General features: G+C 41.3%; 17 protein-coding genes and 1 pseudogene. 9 read left to right on the forward strand and 9 right to left on the reverse strand.

Annotated features, from left to right (window positions below; translation table 11 throughout):
• Window positions 1–3: 3 nt before the first annotated feature.
• The 3 genes from D8804_RS03990 to D8804_RS04000 all read right to left on the reverse strand — a co-directional run bounded on the left by D8804_RS03990 (window position 4) and on the right by D8804_RS04000 (window position 2430).
• A complete protein-coding gene (locus D8804_RS03990) occupies window positions 4–1026 on the reverse strand; it encodes a YdcF family protein (RefSeq protein WP_125398915.1) in 1023 nt (340 codons plus the stop codon).
• A 67-nt stretch (window positions 1027–1093) separates the two neighbouring features.
• A complete protein-coding gene (locus D8804_RS03995; RefSeq protein ID WP_125398916.1) occupies window positions 1094–1531 on the reverse strand; it encodes an Rrf2 family transcriptional regulator in 438 nt (145 codons plus the stop codon).
• A gap of 56 nt (window positions 1532–1587) precedes the next feature.
• The gene (locus D8804_RS04000; RefSeq protein ID WP_125398917.1) at window positions 1588–2430 is read right to left on the reverse strand and encodes a metallophosphoesterase family protein; all 843 of its coding nucleotides are present in this window, start codon (window positions 2428–2430) and stop codon (window positions 1588–1590) included.
• Window positions 2431–2626: 196 nt separating this feature from the next.
• Between D8804_RS04000 and D8804_RS10065 the strand changes: the two genes are divergently transcribed.
• The 3 genes from D8804_RS10065 to thrS all read left to right on the forward strand — a co-directional run bounded on the left by D8804_RS10065 (window position 2627) and on the right by thrS (window position 5839).
• The gene (locus tag D8804_RS10065) at window positions 2627–3001 is read left to right on the forward strand and encodes a hypothetical protein (RefSeq protein WP_001233901.1); all 375 of its coding nucleotides are present in this window, start codon (window positions 2627–2629) and stop codon (window positions 2999–3001) included.
• 257 nt (window positions 3002–3258) lie between these two features.
• A complete protein-coding gene (locus D8804_RS04010; RefSeq protein WP_125398918.1) occupies window positions 3259–3885 on the forward strand; it encodes an AAA family ATPase in 627 nt (208 codons plus the stop codon).
• Window positions 3886–3895: 10 nt separating this feature from the next.
• Entirely contained in the window at window positions 3896–5839 is a 1944-nt protein-coding gene (gene thrS, locus D8804_RS04015) for a threonine--tRNA ligase (protein ID WP_125398919.1), read from the forward strand.
• 358 nt (window positions 5840–6197) lie between these two features.
• Here thrS and D8804_RS04020 read toward each other — a convergent pair whose 3' ends face one another.
• The 5 genes and pseudogenes from D8804_RS04020 to D8804_RS04040 all read right to left on the reverse strand — a co-directional run bounded on the left by D8804_RS04020 (window position 6198) and on the right by D8804_RS04040 (window position 9633).
• The gene (locus D8804_RS04020; RefSeq protein ID WP_125398920.1) at window positions 6198–7247 is read right to left on the reverse strand and encodes a DUF389 domain-containing protein; all 1050 of its coding nucleotides are present in this window, start codon (window positions 7245–7247) and stop codon (window positions 6198–6200) included.
• Between the two features lie 279 nt (window positions 7248–7526).
• Window positions 7527–7829 carry a DUF898 family protein gene (locus D8804_RS04025; protein ID WP_125398921.1) on the reverse strand — a complete coding sequence of 101 codons (303 nt, stop codon included), beginning with the start codon at window positions 7827–7829 and terminating at the stop codon, window positions 7527–7529.
• A 54-nt stretch (window positions 7830–7883) separates the two neighbouring features.
• A pseudogene (locus D8804_RS10450) lies at window positions 7884–7982 on the reverse strand (peptide ABC transporter); the annotation flags it as partial.
• Window positions 7983–7988: 6 nt separating this feature from the next.
• Window positions 7989–8963 (reverse strand): sensor histidine kinase, encoded by a 975-nt coding sequence (locus D8804_RS04035; protein ID WP_125398922.1) that lies wholly within the window; start codon window positions 8961–8963, stop codon window positions 7989–7991.
• Entirely contained in the window at window positions 8956–9633 is a 678-nt protein-coding gene (locus D8804_RS04040; RefSeq protein WP_125398923.1) for a response regulator transcription factor, read from the reverse strand. Before D8804_RS04040 ends, D8804_RS04035 begins: the two co-directional genes overlap by 8 nt.
• A 323-nt stretch (window positions 9634–9956) precedes the next feature.
• On the opposite strand from D8804_RS04040, the gene D8804_RS04045 reads away from it, so the two are divergent.
• The 4 genes from D8804_RS04045 (at window position 9957) to D8804_RS04060 (ending at window position 13287) form a co-directional block, all read left to right on the forward strand.
• Window positions 9957–10526 carry a TetR/AcrR family transcriptional regulator gene (locus D8804_RS04045; protein WP_125398924.1) on the forward strand — a complete coding sequence of 190 codons (570 nt, stop codon included), beginning with the start codon at window positions 9957–9959 and terminating at the stop codon, window positions 10524–10526.
• Between the two features lie 86 nt (window positions 10527–10612).
• Complete coding sequence (locus D8804_RS04050; RefSeq protein WP_125398925.1) at window positions 10613–11389, forward strand: ferredoxin reductase domain-containing protein; 777 nt, start codon at window positions 10613–10615, stop codon at window positions 11387–11389.
• Window positions 11390–11500: 111 nt separating this feature from the next.
• Window positions 11501–12574 carry a DUF2974 domain-containing protein gene (locus tag D8804_RS04055; RefSeq protein ID WP_125398926.1) on the forward strand — a complete coding sequence of 358 codons (1074 nt, stop codon included), beginning with the start codon at window positions 11501–11503 and terminating at the stop codon, window positions 12572–12574.
• A gap of 83 nt (window positions 12575–12657) precedes the next feature.
• Window positions 12658–13287, forward strand: a complete 630-nt coding sequence (locus tag D8804_RS04060; RefSeq protein ID WP_125398927.1) for an MBL fold metallo-hydrolase — start codon at window positions 12658–12660, stop codon at window positions 13285–13287.
• A 174-nt stretch (window positions 13288–13461) separates the two neighbouring features.
• Here D8804_RS04060 and D8804_RS04065 read toward each other — a convergent pair whose 3' ends face one another.
• The gene (locus D8804_RS04065) at window positions 13462–15354 is read right to left on the reverse strand and encodes a M13 family metallopeptidase (RefSeq protein WP_125398928.1); all 1893 of its coding nucleotides are present in this window, start codon (window positions 15352–15354) and stop codon (window positions 13462–13464) included.
• A gap of 179 nt (window positions 15355–15533) precedes the next feature.
• On the opposite strand from D8804_RS04065, the gene D8804_RS04070 reads away from it, so the two are divergent.
• Window positions 15534–16256 (forward strand): metal ABC transporter ATP-binding protein, encoded by a 723-nt coding sequence (locus D8804_RS04070; RefSeq protein WP_125398929.1) that lies wholly within the window; start codon window positions 15534–15536, stop codon window positions 16254–16256.
• Window positions 16253–17101 (forward strand): metal ABC transporter permease, encoded by an 849-nt coding sequence (locus D8804_RS04075; RefSeq protein ID WP_045617553.1) that lies wholly within the window; start codon window positions 16253–16255, stop codon window positions 17099–17101. Before D8804_RS04070 ends, D8804_RS04075 begins: the two co-directional genes overlap by 4 nt.
• Window positions 17102–17118: the final 17 nt, after the last annotated feature.

A 17118-nucleotide genomic window follows, 5' to 3' on the forward strand; every position in this document is an offset into this window, starting at 1 on the left:
TGATTACCATAGAACACCTCTATAGGAGAAAATCAGAGCTAAAATTAATAAAATATAGAAGGCGATAAAAAGCCATCTCATCTTCACACATAGAGCAATATATTCTCTGATAAAGGCCGATGGGATATAGTAGGCGGCTGTACGGCAACCAAGGCCATCTCCCTTCATCCCAATACGGCGAGCATAGGTACTGGTACGAAAAACATGGTAATCATTGGTCACAAAGAGAAAACGTGGACTGGTCACCAGCCTCTCTCCCATTTCTTTTGAGAAGAGAAGATTCTCATAGGTTGTCGTTGAGTCTTCCTCTAGGAGAATTGCTTCTCTCGGAACATCCGTTTCTTCTAGTAAATAATTACAAATCGCCTGAGCTTCGGAAATCTTCTCATCCCCACCTCGACCACCACTTGCGATGATTTTAACATTGGGATTGAGAGACTGGTGATAAGCTTCTACTGCCTTATCAATGCGACTCTTCAGTAAGGGAGTCACTTTTTCTCCATTCAACAAACCTGCTCCGTGAATGATAATAAAATCATAATATTTTTTCTTAGGAATAAAAAGATACAGGATAGAATAAAGCAGAAATCCTGCAAAGGCAAAGCCGAAAATCAAATACGAGTAGATCAGAAAGAAAAAGAAAATATTCACTAGATGATTGGTGTAGAACAAGCCCTTGGTATCGCTCATTCGAATCGCCATGATCACAAAAAAGAACAGAATCACGCACCCTAGCCCCAGAGACAAATAATTTGCCTTGGATTTTCCTTCTTTTTTCAATAACACAAATCCATTATAAATAAGGAAAAAACCACTTAGAAAAACTAAAAGAGGCAGCAGGAGAAAAATCCCTGCAAAGAAAACCATGTGCACTTCTTTCTGCCCAGCTTCGTAAAAAAGATTGGCAATGGACATATAAGAAAAGAGCAGAGACAAAAGCAAGAGAGCTGGATTCCAGAGACTGCGATTGTCCCTTAAAAACGAAACGAGAAAAAGTAGGACAAAAAATCCTGTGATAGAGTACATAGTCTCCTCCTTTAATGACTACATTGTACCATAATTATGGCAATAGAAAAAGAGGAGCCTAGTCCTCTTATTTTGTCATTTTATCCTGAGCATCTGCCACAACCTGAGCCAGACTCGTCTGACGAAGCTGGTTTTCCATCGCTTCTTGGATATCCAGCAATTTTTGATCCAAAACTTCATGAATATTGGCCCCTACTGGACAGTTGGGGTTGGGATTATCATGGAAACTAAAGAGTTTACCAGATTTTCCTAAACATTCAACTGCCTGATAAACATCAAAAAGACTAATATCTTGTAAGTCTTTGAGAATCTCGGTACCGCCCGTTCCACGCGCAACCGATATCAGCTCTGCATTTTTGAGTTGGGACAAGGTTTTACGGATAATAACTGGATTGACCCCAACACTAGCAGCCAAAAAATCACTGGTAACTTTTGTTTTCTTCCCTTCTAGAGCGATGATAATCAACATATGCGTTGCAATCGTAAATCGACTTGAAATTTGCATCTCCTTCTCCTTTCACATCCTATCTGATACTCATTATACCCTTTTACGTTGTAATGTCAATTATTACCACTATCTAGCCATGCATCCAACTCGGCATCATGCCCTTGTTCTTGGGCAATTTCATACAGAAGTTCCTGGTTATGAGTGTGGTGAATCCCATTTACCAAACTTTCATAATAGACCTGAAAATAAGGAAGCTTTAAATCCTTAGCCAGCTGCAACTCAGCCTCTACATCATAATCCACTCGACGAAAATCAACATCAGCCAAACCTGTCTCATCAAACTCTAAAATCATATACTGGGCACGCAGGTCCTTACGCAATTTCGCATCTAAAAAGAAGGGTTGCCCAATGGATCCTGGATTAAGGATCAACTGTCCGTCACTTCCATAACGAAGCAACTGTTGATGAATATGCCCATATACTGCGATAGAGGCATGCGGTTCCGTCACTAATCTATCAAAATCTTCTTGTTTTCCCGTATGAATCAACTCTCTACCCCAGTTTTTATCAGGGAGATGGTGAGTGATTCCCACCGTCAAATTACCGAACCGACGGTGAACTTGCATGGGGTGATTGTGGAGGTCTTCGATTTCTTCAGGGCTAATCTCTTCTAAGATATACTGGCATTGGCGTAGGAGATAGCGATGACTAGCTTTTGTTAGATCTAGCTTGCGATGCAAACCACGCCAGAGACTATCCTCCCAATTTCCCAGCACTCTAGCAGTGATGGGCAAATCAGCCAAGAGATCCAAAATCCTTCTACGTCCTGTTCCAGGCATAAGAATATCCCCCAAAAGCCAGTACTCATCCACCTTTGCCACTTTAGCATCAGCCAGTACAGCTTCCAAGGCAGTCGTGTTTCCATGTATGTCTGAAAGAACTGCTATTTTGGTCATTCTTTCTCCTCAATTTTTCTTACTTCTTATGCTAGTATTATAACAAAAAAATTCATAAAGCTTATTATTTCTGCCTATCATAGCACCTTGTAAGGGGTTGCAAATCGTGCTATAATATAGGTAGAGAGTTCCCCTTCATTTAGGATCATGTGGTCTTCAACATTTCTCTATTTTTTCAGATTGGAGGACTATTGCCATGCGGAAATATCTTAAGTATATTCCATACTACCTTGTCCTATTCTTCTTTTACTGGCCCCTCTATGAGTTGCTTTTGCTGCTGATATCTGATCCTTATACGCTGAAAGGGCTTTACATTTACAACATCATCCTCTTTTCACCTTTGGCAACCTTCATCGTGTCCCTTCTTTATAGCTACCGTTTCCAATTCTCACTGTGGTGGCTGCTCGGTATTGCTCTTCTCTATTGCTTTACCATCATCACTTTCAATGAATTCATTCTCGTTTATTTCCTAGCTTATGAACTCTTTGCCCTACTTGGTATGGCTTCAGGTTCAGGTATCAAATACATGCTCCAGCAAGGAAAAAATAAAAAACTTTCACAAAATCCTTGAAAATTCTCGCAATCATGCTATAATAATGCATAGAGACAAGTCACTTAGTCCCTTTCTACTAGAGAGTGCGTGGTTGCTGGAAACGCATAGAGAGCCTAAACTGATACTACTCTACTGACTTTTATGAAAACATAAAACGGTGGCCACGTTAAAGCCAATCAGAGGTGTAGGTCTTTTTGACTTGCATAAATGAAGGTGGAACCACGTTACGACGTCCTTTTGAGGATGTCGTTTTTATTTTGTCAGAAGGAGGAAGAATGATGCTTTATATGATTGGCGGATCGCCTTGTAGTGGGAAGTCAACAGTTGCTTCACTTCTTGCTAGACAGTATCAGCTACTTCATATCAAATTGGATGATTTGGTAGACGAGATGATGAGTCAAGCAAGTGCAGACTCACAGCCGATTTGCCTTCTTAGACAGGATAGAAGTCCAGAACAAATCTGGATGAGAAGTCCAGAAGAGATGGCAGATGAAGAATGGCGCTTTTATGAAGAGATTTTTCCTTATGTAAGATATTACTTGATAAAAAATCAAGATAGACCTCTCTTGGTGGAGGGGGCAGGACTTTTGCCTCACTTGGTAAAGGAGCTTGAATGCCCAGCATCTTCCTATCTATGCTTGACTCCGACAGCTGATTTTCAAAAAAAGCATTATAGACAGAGAGAATGGGTTCCTTTTGTCTTAGAGGGAACAACCAACTCTGAGCAAGCTTTTGAAAACTGGATGCAGCGAGACATTCTTTTTGCCCAAATGGTTCGGAAGGAAGCGGTGAGATTAGGCTATCCTAGCCTCATAACAGATGGTAGTCAGTCAGAAAAGCAGACTGCGGAAGAAGTTGCTCGGCTCTTAAAATTGCCCAACAAAAATAGAATAAATATTTAAGGAGAAAACCATGATTAAGATTACTTTCCCAGATGGCGCTGTTCGTGAATTCGAATCTGGCGTGACAACTTTTGAAATTGCCCAATCTATCAGCAATTCCCTAGCTAAAAAAGCCTTGGCTGGTAAATTCAACGGTAAACTCATTGACACGACTCGTGCTATCACTGAAGATGGAAGCATCGAAATCGTGACACCTGATCACGAAGATGCCCTTCCAATCTTGCGCCACTCAGCGGCTCACTTGTTCGCCCAAGCAGCTCGTCGCCTTTTCCCAGATATTCACTTGGGTGTTGGTCCAGCTATCGAGGATGGTTTCTACTACGATACGGATAATCAAGCTGGTCAAATTTCTAACGAAGACCTTCCTCGTATCGAAGAAGAAATGCAAAAAATCGTCAAAGAAAACTTCCCATCAATCCGTGAAGAAGTGACGAAAGACGAGGCGCGTGAAATCTTTAAGAACGACCCTTACAAGTTGGAATTGATCGAAGAACACTCAGAAGACGAAGGGGGGTTGACCATCTACCGTCAGGGTGAATACGTGGATCTCTGCCGTGGACCGCACGTCCCATCAACAGGTCGTATCCAAATTTTCCACCTTCTCCATGTGGCTGGTGCTTACTGGCGTGGAAATAGCGACAACGCGATGATGCAACGAATCTACGGTACAGCTTGGTTTGACAAGAAAGGCTTGAAGAACTACCTTCAAATGCGTGAAGAAGCCAAGGAACGTGACCACCGTAAACTTGGTAAAGAACTTGACCTCTTCATGATTTCACAAGAAGTCGGACAAGGTTTACCATTCTGGTTACCAAACGGAGCAACTATCCGTCGTGAATTGGAACGCTACATTGTTGACAAGGAAATCGCTGCAGGCTACCAACATGTTTACACTCCACCAATTGCCTCAGTGGAACTCTATAAAACTTCTGGTCACTGGGATCACTACCGTGAAGATATGTTCCCAACTATGGACATGGGGGATGGTGAAGAGTTTGTCCTCCGCCCAATGAACTGTCCTCACCATATCGAAGTTTATAAACATCATGTACACTCATACCGTGAATTACCAATCCGTATCGCTGAAATCGGGATGATGCACCGCTATGAAAAATCTGGTGCTCTTACTGGTCTTCAACGTGTACGTGAAATGTCTCTCAACGACGGTCACCTCTTTGTGACTCCAGAACAAATCCAAGAAGAATTCCAACGTGCTCTTCAGTTGATTATCGATGTTTATGAAGACTTCAACCTAAACGAGTACCGTTTCCGCCTCTCTCTTCGTGACCCTCAAGATACTCACAAGTACTTTGATAACGATGAAATGTGGGAAAATGCCCAAACCATGCTTCGTGCTGCCCTTGATGAGATGGGTGTTGACTACTTTGAAGCTGAAGGCGAAGCAGCCTTCTACGGACCAAAATTGGACATCCAAGTTAAGACAGCTCTTGGAAAAGAAGAAACCCTCTCTACGATCCAGCTTGACTTCTTGCTTCCAGAACGCTTCGACCTTAAATACATCGGAGCTGATGGTGAAGAACATCGTCCAGTTATGATTCACCGTGGGGTTATCTCAACCATGGAACGCTTCACAGCGATCTTGATTGAAAACTACAAGGGTGCCTTCCCAACATGGCTTGCGCCACACCAAGTAACCCTCATCCCAGTATCTAACGAGAAACACGTTGACTACGCTTGGGAAGTAGCGAAGAAACTCCGTGACCGTGGTGTCCGTGCTGATGTGGATGAACGCAATGAAAAAATGCAGTTCAAGATCCGTGCTTCACAAACTCAAAAAATTCCTTACCAATTGATCGTTGGTGACAAGGAAATGGAAGACGGAACTGTCAACGTTCGTCGCTATGGACAAAAAGAAACGAACACTGTCCCAGTAGATGAGTTTGTAGCAGCTATCCTAGCTGATATCGCCAACAAATCACGAGTTGAAAAATAAAATGATCACACCTGGGATAAAAATTCCAGCTACCTAAAAAGAGAGTGGGACAGAAATCGGTAATTCGTTAGAATTCGATTTCGTCGTCCCACCTCCGCACAGTTGAGTAGGGCTGTAAAAGCTGATGAAGTCAGCGTAGTAGAGCCCACTCAACCACTGCGTCTTGCTCGACAATCCAAAGACAATTGAGAGGCTAGGACTTTTGTCCCAGCCTCTTCTTTGTTTAACCTGAGCTAGTAGTGATTGGTCAAACCACCACAAATAATATCCTCATCAACAATTCTTTCTATCCATTAACTTTTGGATATAGGATATCCTCCCAAGATTTGCTTCCATGAGTTAGATAAGTTGACTATCCTCAGTCCTTGTCTGCTTCATTTTCTTTTGCGCGATCGTTTTGTAAATCTTTTTCAGAGAGTTTTTGTTCGATATACTTGTCAATGTTTTCGTAAAATTCCTTAATCGTCTCACTATCTAATTTTGCCGAATTATGGAATTGCTTGACTTTCAATTGAACAGATTGAATACCGTAAGAGTCTTGTTTTTGGCGAATAGTTTCTAATTCTTCTTCTGAAATCGGATCTCCAACAACTGTCAAGACCAATTCATTATTACTTGACTTGTAGACTTGATTAATGATCGTATGATTGGCGAACTCATTTTCTACAAACTGTTTGATCCCTTCTTTTCGAGCTTGATCCATCGTCAGAGTGACTGCTGAATAGCTGGCTGGAAGGACCAATAATACAATCAAGGAGATCAACCCAATTTTCATTTTAATGTTTAGCTCATTAAATGAACTTAAGGGAGATTTTCTCATCAAAAATCTTGTTCCAACAATGTTGATTAACATGATAAAGACACAGTTGATCAAGAAAAGATAAAGAGCCCCAAATAAAAATCGTACATTTCCATTAGCTAAACCATATCCTGCAGTGCAGATAGGTGGCATCAGAGCTGTTGCGATGGCTACTCCTGGTACGATATTGTTTGCTTCTTTTTTCCTTGAACCAATGACACCTGCTATCCCACCAGCAATAGCAATGAGAACATCCCAAATGGTTGGAGAGGTTCGTGCAATCAACTCGCTACTTGCATAAGATAAGGGAGAAATCCAGAAATACAGAGTCGAGACAAGCAAACTGACCAATACTTGAGTAAGTAAAACCTGTAGAGATTGCTTGATTAAACGCGTATCAAAAATAGCTAAACCGAATCCCAGTCCAACAATCGGTGTCATAAGAGGGGAAATCAGCATGGCTCCAATAACGACTGCTGTTGAATTCATATTTAGACCTATAGAGGCAATAAAAATCGAACACATCAAAATCAGTGTATCTCTCAATCGAACATGAAGGTCATCATATAGTTTCTCGCGGAATTCACGTGTTGAATAGTTTCCGGACATTGGTTACTCCTTTTATTTCATATAATCTTGTTTCTGCATGGATGATGGTAGAGAGACTTCTGTCCAAACTGACATATTTTTATTTCTCATCTGTCATTCTTTTGAAAATTATCCTTTAAGCCTCCGTCAGTCTATCCTTAACATTATATCAAAAATTTTACAGTCTTTCTCCAAAAAAATCTATCAATTTAACAGATAGAGAAAGGAAGAAATTTTTGTTTCCTTATACGAAAAAGAAAAAAACGGTATCTCCTCTGAAAGAAGATGCCGTTTTAATGTTTAAACATGATGAGTGTGTTTGACATTCCATTGCTCCATTTTTATTTTCAACCAGAAGCCATAGATCCCAAACGTGATGATGATTAGAAGAAACCACTTGATCCAGTAGCCGAATAGTTGTGCTCCAGTCCCGTCAAAGTATAGACGTTGACCATCTACTACCGTGTGTTTTGTTTTCCAATTTTGCATCATGCAAACCGCCCAAGGTGTTGCGTTCCCAAAGGTAAGTCCACAAATTATGGCTGCTAAGATAGAGTATCCAATATAATCTAGGATTCCTCCGTCAAAATAACTTTCTTTCATTTTTGCATCTTTTATTTTTGACTATATTCTAGTCGTTTCCTAGTGTAATATTTTTTACATCTGGACAATCTTACGGTAACTTCTAGACGTTATCATGAAAATAGAAATATAGACTAGAGCAAAAATTCCACAGATGGATAAGGTTATCATCAACTATGCTCACTCAATCATCAGATTCATATTGGAAAATTTAATGCGTACGGTCGTTCCTATCCCAACCTCAGACTCGATGCGAATCTTATGGCCAAGTTCTTCAGAAATTTTCTTGGATAGGTAGAGGCCCAGTCCAGATGACTGCTGGGTCAAACGGCCATTGTAGCCTGAAAAGCCACGTTCAAAGACTCGGAGCACATCGCTGTTTTTTATCCCGATTCCCGTATCCTTGATACAAAGCTCCTGGCCTTCCATATAAATCTCTAGCCCACCTTCCTTGGTGTATTTGAGGCTGTTTGAAAGGATTTGTTCAATAACGACCAACAACCACTTCTTATCAGTCACGATAGTTTTGTCAAGATCATGTAGATTGACTGTTAGTCCCTTCTGGATAAAGAAAAGTGCGTACTTACGAACCATCTCCTTAACCAAGTCCTCCACTTGGACCTGTTCAAATACCAAGTCATCATGAAAACTCTCTAAACGTAAGTACTGCAAAACCAGATTGGTATAGGAGTCAATCTTAAAGATTTCCTGTTCCAGTTGCTGCTTGACCTCCCGATCAGAGACTTCTGCTACTAAAAGGCGACTAGCCGCAATGGGGGTCTTGATTTGGTGAACCCATAAGGTGTAGTAATCAAGCAAATCCGTCAGCTTGCTTTGCGCTTCAGACTTCTTTTGATACAATTCAGATTCAAGCTCTTCGAGCTTTTCTGCTAGCGCACATTCCAGAGGAGACTTGGGATCTCTCTCTGCATAGAGCACTTCCTGACGGTAAACCTGAGCTTCCGCAAATATATCCCAAGCCAAAAATAAGAAGGTCAAAAAACTACTTAGCAGAAAGAAATAAAGAAAATAAGTTCCTAGACTAGCAAATAAAAACTGAAAGAGAAGGACGAGAAAGCCTAATGAAAAAATATAGGCAAAAACGCGACTGCGAGAACGCAGATAGGCTAGAAAAAATGATTTCCAATCAAGCATGTTTCAGTCCGTATCCTATCCCTTTCTTGGTTTCGATAAAACCTGCCAAGCCTTGTTCCTCCAACTTTTTGCGCAAACGAGCAACATTGACAGACAAGGTATTGTCATCGATGAAAAAGTCGCTGTTCCAGAGTTCCCGCATCAGGTCATCACGCGCCACGATATTGCCCGCATGTTCAAACAAAACCCGCAAAATTTGAAATTCATTCTTGGTCAAATTCAGAACTTCCCCCTGATAGTGCAGGTCCATGGACTTGGTATTGAGGATCACACCCGCATACTCCAGCAGACTTTCATCACGGCCAAACTCATAGGAACGGCGCAACAAGCCCTGAACCTTGGCAAGAAGCACCTGCTGGTCAAAAGGCTTGGTCACAAAGTCATCCGCTCCCATATTGATCGCCATGACGATATCCATAGCCTGGTCTCTCGAAGACAGAAACATAATGGGCACCTTAGAAATCTTACGAATCTCCCGACACCAGTGGTAACCATTAAAAAGAGGCAGGCCAATATCCATGAGAACCAAATGAGGTTCCGACTGAACAAAAAGAGCCAAAACTTCCATAAAATCTTCTACCAAAACGACCTCAAAACCCCACTCAGAGAGCAGTTTTCCCACTTGTTGCCGAATAACTTGGTCATCTTCTACTAGTAAAATCTTGTGCATGCGCTCCTCCTTTGCTATTTCTCAAAGTATCAAAACCCTTCATATCAGATCTACGGATCAGTGTCTCATACTGTTTAGCAGCCTATTCCCCACAAATCCAGATCAGTAAACAGATGCTATATAGAGAACATTCCCACTGATATCATACCTTATTTTTAAGTATAGTTCCAGCCTTATCCTATATTTTCCTTTTTGTGTTCATTTAGTTAGCGTTTCTTTCACTTATTTAATAGGTTTAGCCTTCTTATTGACAAGCTAGCCATGATTTGTTAGAATGTGAATGAATAAATCAATTTATTCATTCATTAAATAAAGGAGGTTAAATCAGATTGGACAAAAAACAAGCTTTAAAAACAGCGGCTTATGACGTTTTTTCGAAAAAAGGTTACAAGGCGACAGGAATTTCAGAAATTGCTAGGCAAGCTGGGGTGGCAGTTGGCTCTTTTTATAACTATTACGAAAGTAAAGAAGCCATTTTTCTAGACATCTATATAGATGAAAACAACCGTGTTCGCCAAGCTATGATCGAAGAACTAGATTGGGAAATTGACATGACCGACCTCATTGGTCAACTCTTTGCTCAGTCCAGAACTCTCGTTTCTTCCAATAAAATCCTTGCAGAATGGTACAATCCTGCCATAGCAGATGAGTTACACAGCTACTATTCCTCAGAGGAAGGCAAAGTCGCAAATCCTTTTCATCAGTTTCTAGTTAAAACTTTTACAAATCGTATGCAGGCTGAAGGGTACTCGCCAGAAAAGATTCAAGATATTTTACAGGTTTATAATCTGTTTTACTACATGGATATGCATATCACAGAAAAAGATTTTCCAGATATTGGCAAGACCGTTGAAATACTTGCAACCAACTTCATTAAAGGAGTTCTAAAATAAAGAATGGATTTCTTTATTTTTTAGAAAAAATATGAATGAATTTATTTTAAGTTCATTCATAAAATTAAGAACAGGAGTCATAAAAAATGAAAAGAGGTAAAAAAATGTTTATTATCATTCTATCAACACTTGGAGCGCTATGTATTATAACTTGGAGTGCCATCGCTTATCTTGGACGAAGCCAGACATTATCGATAAAATCCATCGAAAATCCCAGCGGAGATCTATATTTAATTCATATCACAAAACCGAGTCATCAAATCTGGAAAGCTGGGGCTTATGCTAAGTTTACACTCCCTGATACCTCGTCTACTGCTAGTAAATATGAAGCTAAGGGAGAGCAAACCAGTCGATGGCTAACCATTGCCTCCACACCTGATGAAGATGGAATTCTCATTTTGACTCATAATAGTGGTAGCAACTTTAAGAACACCTTGACACATTTACCGGCTGGCAGTGAGATTGAGATGAGTTGGCTGGATTCCTCTTTGACTATTAAAGATACGAATAAGCCACTAGTTTGCTTTGCATCTGATGTTGGTATTTCTGCTCTACGCCCCCTTATCAAAGAATGGGCTGGTAAATGTCCGATTATTCTCAACCATTTTGACAAAGGAGTTACTATTTTCGATAATGAGATGAAGGAACTGTCTCAAAAGACATCGAATTTTACTTATAAAACTAGCAATGAACTTTCTCAAAGTCAAGCATTTTTAAAACGTGCTATTGATGAATACGGCAATCAAGCCAGCTATCTCATCACAGGTCATCCTGATGATGTAAATGAGATGAAGACTTTTTTAAAGGAAAATGGAGTCGATAGCAAAAACATTCAAGCAAGCTCGTTTAGAGGTTTGAAATAGGAGCAATCTATCTTCTATGTATTTCAATCAAATCCTACTAGGTCATTCGAACAAGCCTACTAGCTAATTCTAGGTAAATGTGATAGGATAAACATAGAGAAAGGAGCTTTTATGGCTAATATTTTTGACTACTTAAATGATGTAGCATACGATTCCTTTTATGACCTCCCCGTGAATGAGTTAGATGTTCTTGCCCTTACTGAATTAACCTACCTTACTTTTGATGATGTAGTTGCCCAAGAACCAAATCGCCTCATAGATCTAGCATCTCAAGTCCCTAGAGACACGACGATGTTGACCAATAAAAACCGCCTCCAGTTATTGGATCAACTCGCTCAACACAAACGGTTTAAAAATTGCAAGCTCTCAGACTTTATCAACGATATCAATCCTGAATTGCAAAAACAGTTTGCAGCCATGACCTATCGTATCAGTCTCGATACCTATTTGCTTGTTTTTCGCGGAACGGATGACAGCATCATTGGTTGGAAAGAAGATTTCCATATGACCTATATGAGGGAAATTCCTGCTCAAAAACATGCCCTCCAGTATTTACAGGACTTTTTTGTTCAACATCCCGACCAAAAGGTTATCCTAGCAGGACACTCAAAAGGGGGCAATCTAGCCGTCTATGCTACCAGTCACCTTGATCCAAACTTGCAGAAAAATATTATCGCTGTCTATACTTTTGATGCCCCTGGACTTCACAAGGAACTAACCGAAACGCCAGGCTATCAAAACATGATGGAAAGAACGAAAGTGTTTGTCCCACAAGGTTCTATCATCGGGATGATGCTGGAAATTCCTGATAAAAAAATCGTCGTTCGAAGCACTGCCCTAGGTGGTCTTGCCCAGCATGACACCTTTAGTTGGCAGGTTGAAGACAAACACTTTGTCCAACTAGACGAGACCAATAGTGACAGCCAGCAAGTCGATGCTACCTTTAAGGAATGGGTTGAGACTGTTCCTGACGAAGAATTGCAGCTCTACTTCGACCTCTTTTTTGGAATCATTCTTGATGCAGGCATCTCCTCTATCAACGACCTTTCTTCTTTCAAGGTCATTGAACATATTCACCAACTCTTTGTCCAAGCTCAATCCCTCACTCCCGAAGAAAGAGAAACCATGGGGCGCTTAACCCAACTCTTGATTGATACTCGCTACCAAGCTTGGAAAAATCGTTAAGGTAGAAAAAGACTTTCTAATACCCTAAGCCTTCTCTTATGTGTTATACTGATATCAGTACATTCTTTGAGATTGGAGCCAGTATGAAAATCCATAAAACCGTGAATCCCGTTGCATATGAAAACACCTACTACCTAGAAGGAGAGCAACACCTAATTGTAGTTGACCCAGGTAGCCATTGGGAGGCTATTCGCAAGACTATTGAGAAAATCAACAAACCAGTCTGTGCAATTCTCCTGACCCACACCCACTACGACCATATCATGAGTCTGGACTTGGTTCGTGAGACTTTTGGAAATCCCCCAGTTTATGTAGCAGAGAGTGAAGCTAGCTGGCTTTATACACCCGTAGATAATCTCTCTGGTCTCCCTCGTCACGATGATATGCCAGATGTGGTTGCAAAACCAGCAGAACATACCTTTGTCTTTCATGAAGAATACCAGCTTGAGGAATTCCGTTTTACAGTTCTACCAACCCCAGGACACTCTATTGGCGGTGTTTCTATCGTCTTTCCTGATGCTCATCTAGTCTTGACCGGAGATGCTCTTTTCCGCCAAACCATCGGACGAACAGACCTTCCTACAGGTAGCACGGAACAACTCCTCCATAGCATTCAGACGCAACTCTTCACCCTCCCTAACTACGATGTCTACCCTGGACACGGTCCAGCTACGACCATCGCTCACGAAAAGACCTTTAATCCCTTTTTCTAGCAAGCAAAAGAGTTTGGGACAAAAGTCTAACCTTAGATATAAAAAAGCGAACAAAACGAGTTATCTGACATTCAGAATTCTGTTTTGTTCGCTTTTTTGTCTAATCTATCGATTTTAAAAATTTATAATAAAGAATTCCTAAAATCAAAATCTTTTTGTCCCAGACTCTTTGTCTTACCAAATAATCACACGATCCTCTGGTGAACGCCACATACCGTCGCCTTCTTTGACATCATAAGTTGTAAAGAAGTCATCGAAGTTTGGCACTTGGATATTGACACGGAGTTTAGCTGGCGCGTGCACGTCGACACTGGCCATGAGTTTCATCAACTCTGGACGGCCTTTCATGCGCCAGATACGAGCAAAGTTGTGGAAGAATTCTTCAGCTGAGAAGTCTAGTTCTCTCTTGGCTGCTTCAAGGGCTGCAGCAATTCCTCCCAAGTCGGCAACGTTTTCTGATACAGTTAGTTTTCCGTTAATCGTTGCGCCGTAAGATTCTTGGCCATCAAACTGGTCAATGACTTTCTGCGTTTTTTCTTTAAAGGCAGCATAGTCGCTTTCTGTCCACCAATCCTTAAGACTACCATTTTCATCAAAGGACGCGCCATTTGTGTCAAAGGCATGAGAAATCTCGTGAGCAATAACAGCACCAATACCACCGTAGTTGGCAGAAGACGACTGATGCAAATCATAGAATGGAGCCTGCAAAATGGCCGCTGGGAAGACAATCAAGTTCTTCTGAGGATTGTAGTAGGCATTAACCATGTGAGCTGGCATTCCCCACTCCTTGTAGTCAACCGGTTGGTTCCACTTGCTCCAGCTGTGCTTGATTTCCACACGCGCAAAGGCTAGGGCATTCTCAAAGAGACTGGCAGTTTCATCCACTACTTTGTCCTTGTAGCGTTCTGGCAATTCCTCTGGATAACCAATATAAGGCTTGATGACATTAAGTTTGACAATGGCCTTGTCTCGCGTTTCAGGTGTGAGCCAGTCGTTCTTAGCCAAGCGTTCCTTATAAACGTCAATCATTGTCGCTACTTTTTTCTCTACGTCTGCCTTAGCTTCTGGGGAGAATTTTTCATGCGCATACCAGAGACCAAGAGCCTGCTTGAAAGGACCTTGGGCCAAGTGATAAGCTGCCTTGACCTTGTCCTGAGCTTCTGGAACACCTGAAAGGGAACGACCATAAGCACCTGACAGGACACGAATCTCGTCTGTGAGGTAGCTGGTTGAGAGATTGACCACACCCAAAATCAAGGTTGCTTTAAGTAGAGGCCACGCTTCTTCACTATAGAATTGCTCTGCTGCTTGCCAGAAACGTTCCTCGTCTACGATAACCTTGTCCGGAGTCTGTCCAAGAACTGCTTGGAAGAAATCATCCAAAGGAAGGGCAGGGGCGAATTTCCTGAAATCTTCATAAGTGTATGGATGGTAAAGTTTGGCATATTCTGAACTTTCTTCGTTAGAAAGCACCACGGCTGCAATGCGACGGTCCAATTCCAATCGTTTCTCTAGTAAGTCTGCGATTTCCTCATCTGAAAAATCATAGGCTTTGAGAAGATTTGTGGTACTTTCCTTCCAAAGAGTCAAGAGTTCCTCACGCTGAGGATGGTCTTCAGCATAGTAAGTCGTATCTGGTAGGATGGTGCCTGGTGCACTGGCCCAGAGCACATTGGTTCTGGCATCCATAAAGTCTGGTGAAATACCAAAAGGGAGGAAATTTGGTTTACCAGCTAGTTCAAACGCTGCTAGTTTGCTAGTGAAATCTGCAAAGCTCTCCAAATCTTGGTATTCCTTGAGTAGAGGAAGGACAGGCTTGATCCCATCTGCTTCTCTCTTGTCAAAATCACGTACCATACGATGGTACTTAACAAAGTTGGCGAGGATAGCATCCTCTGGGACATCCTCACCTGCCAACCACTTGTCCGTAGTCGCCAGCATCAACTCTTCAATTTCCTCATCAAGGTCAATAAAACCACCTGTTCGAGATTTATCAGCTGGAATCACAGCTGTTTTTTCCCATTCGCCATTAATAGCGTCATAAAAATCATCTTGATAACGTGTCATCTTGTTCTCGCTTTCATATTTTCACTTATTCCTAGCTTAGCAAAAAAATCTAGGGAATGCAATCAAAAATAAATTTCTTGTATCTTTCATTTTATTGTTATTTTATTAAATTTTTTAAAAATTANCTTGACTTAATTTTTTTTTTAATGTATATTAAATACAGGAGGGAGGAATTTGTTATGATACGTATTGAACACCTCAGCGTCTCCTACAAAGAAACGCTGGCACTAAAGGATATCTCACTAGTGCTCCAAGGACCAACTATTACCGGAATTATTGGTCCAAATGGTGCTGGAAAATCAACTTTATTAAAAGGTATGTTGGGAATTATCCCACATGAAGGTCAGGCCTTTCTCGACGACAAAGAAGTCAAGAAATCTTTAAATCGAGTTGCCTATGTCGAGCAAAAAATCCATATCGACTACAATTTCCCTATCAAGGTCAAGGAATGCGTCTCTCTGGGACTCTATCCATCCATACCGCTCTTTCACACCTTAAAAGCCAGCCACTGGAAAAAGGTGGCAGATGCACTTGAAATCGTTGGACTCTCAGACTATGCTGATCGCCAAATCAGCCAGCTCTCAGGAGGACAATTCCAACGTGTGTTGATTGCCCGTTGCTTAGTGCAGGAAGCTGACTACATCTTCCTAGATGAGCCATTTGTCGGGATTGATTCGGTTAGTGAAGAGATTATCATGAACACGCTGAGAGATCTTAAAAAAGCTGGTAAAACAGTTCTAATCGTCCATCATGACCTCAGCAAAGTCCCCCATTATTTCGACCAAGTTTTGCTTCTCAATCGAGAATTAATAGACCTTGGTTCAACTGAAGAAACCTTTACCGAAGCCAATCTCAAAAAAGCTTATGGTAGCAAACTCTTCTTTAATGGAGGTGACCTATGATAGCAGAATTTATCAATGGATTGCAAAATTTCCATTTCCTACAAAACGCCTTGATAACAGCTATAGTCATTGGAGTCGTTGCTGGAGCTGTGGGATGTTTTATCATCCTGCGTGGAATGTCTCTCATGGGAGATGCCATCTCTCACGCAGTTTTGCCCGGCGTAGCCCTTTCCTTTATTCTGGGAATTGATTTCTTTATTGGAGCGATCATCTTTGGCTTGATGGCTTCCATTATCATTACCTACATCAAGGGTAACTCTATCATCAAGAGTGACACTGCCATTGGTATTACCTTTTCATCTTTCTTAGCCTTAGGTGTCATCTTGATTAGTGTTGCCAAGAGTTCGACAGACCTCTTCCATATCCTTTTTGGGAATATCCTCGCTGTCCAAGATACGGACATGTGGATTACCATTGGTGTGGGGGCATTGATTCTCTTGATTATTGGGATTTTCTTTAAACAACTATTGATTACATCCTTTGACGAGCTCCTGGCTAAAGCCATGGGAATGCCCGTTAATTTCTACCACTATCTGCTCATGGTGCTCTTGACCCTTGTGTCAGTCACCGCCATGCAAAGTGTTGGAACTATTCTTATCGTGGCCATGTTGATTACCCCAGCTGCGACGGCTTACCTTTATGCTAATAGCCTAAAGAGCATGATTTTTCTTTCATCAACCCTAGGGGCAACCGCTTCTGTTTTGGGACTCTTTATCGGCTATAGCTTCAATCTCGCAGCAGGGTCCAGCATCGTGCTCACATCGGCCAGCTTCTTTTTAATCAGTTTCTTTATCTCTCCTAAGCAACGATACTTGAAACTAAAAAATAAAAAAATCAATAAATAAGGGGAAACCCTTCTGGA

This window comes from Streptococcus oralis, from assembly GCF_003944215.1.
Lineage (GTDB): Bacteria > Bacillota > Bacilli > Lactobacillales > Streptococcaceae > Streptococcus > Streptococcus oralis_BI.

Excerpts from the sequence above, each read along its gene's own strand:
- D8804_RS03990 (WP_125398915.1), bottom strand. The coding sequence starts at position 1,026 with ATGTACTCTATCACAGGATTTTTTGTCCTACTTTTTCTCGTTTCGTTT.
- D8804_RS03995 (WP_125398916.1), bottom strand. The coding sequence starts at position 1,531 with ATGCAAATTTCAAGTCGATTTACGATTGCAACGCATATGTTGATTATC.
- D8804_RS04000 (WP_125398917.1), bottom strand. The coding sequence starts at position 2,430 with ATGACCAAAATAGCAGTTCTTTCAGACATACATGGAAACACGACTGCC.
- D8804_RS10065 (WP_001233901.1), top strand. The coding sequence starts at position 2,627 with ATGCGGAAATATCTTAAGTATATTCCATACTACCTTGTCCTATTCTTC.
- D8804_RS04010 (WP_125398918.1), top strand. The coding sequence starts at position 3,259 with ATGATGCTTTATATGATTGGCGGATCGCCTTGTAGTGGGAAGTCAACA.
- thrS (WP_125398919.1), top strand. The coding sequence starts at position 3,896 with ATGATTAAGATTACTTTCCCAGATGGCGCTGTTCGTGAATTCGAATCT.
- D8804_RS04020 (WP_125398920.1), bottom strand. The coding sequence starts at position 7,247 with ATGTCCGGAAACTATTCAACACGTGAATTCCGCGAGAAACTATATGAT.
- D8804_RS04025 (WP_125398921.1), bottom strand. The coding sequence starts at position 7,829 with ATGAAAGAAAGTTATTTTGACGGAGGAATCCTAGATTATATTGGATAC.
- D8804_RS04035 (WP_125398922.1), bottom strand. The coding sequence starts at position 8,963 with ATGCTTGATTGGAAATCATTTTTTCTAGCCTATCTGCGTTCTCGCAGT.
- D8804_RS04040 (WP_125398923.1), bottom strand. The coding sequence starts at position 9,633 with ATGCACAAGATTTTACTAGTAGAAGATGACCAAGTTATTCGGCAACAA.
- D8804_RS04050 (WP_125398925.1), top strand. The coding sequence starts at position 10,613 with ATGAAAAGAGGTAAAAAAATGTTTATTATCATTCTATCAACACTTGGA.
- D8804_RS04055 (WP_125398926.1), top strand. The coding sequence starts at position 11,501 with ATGGCTAATATTTTTGACTACTTAAATGATGTAGCATACGATTCCTTT.
- D8804_RS04060 (WP_125398927.1), top strand. The coding sequence starts at position 12,658 with ATGAAAATCCATAAAACCGTGAATCCCGTTGCATATGAAAACACCTAC.
- D8804_RS04065 (WP_125398928.1), bottom strand. The coding sequence starts at position 15,354 with ATGACACGTTATCAAGATGATTTTTATGACGCTATTAATGGCGAATGG.
- D8804_RS04070 (WP_125398929.1), top strand. The coding sequence starts at position 15,534 with ATGATACGTATTGAACACCTCAGCGTCTCCTACAAAGAAACGCTGGCA.
- D8804_RS04075 (WP_045617553.1), top strand. The coding sequence starts at position 16,253 with ATGATAGCAGAATTTATCAATGGATTGCAAAATTTCCATTTCCTACAA.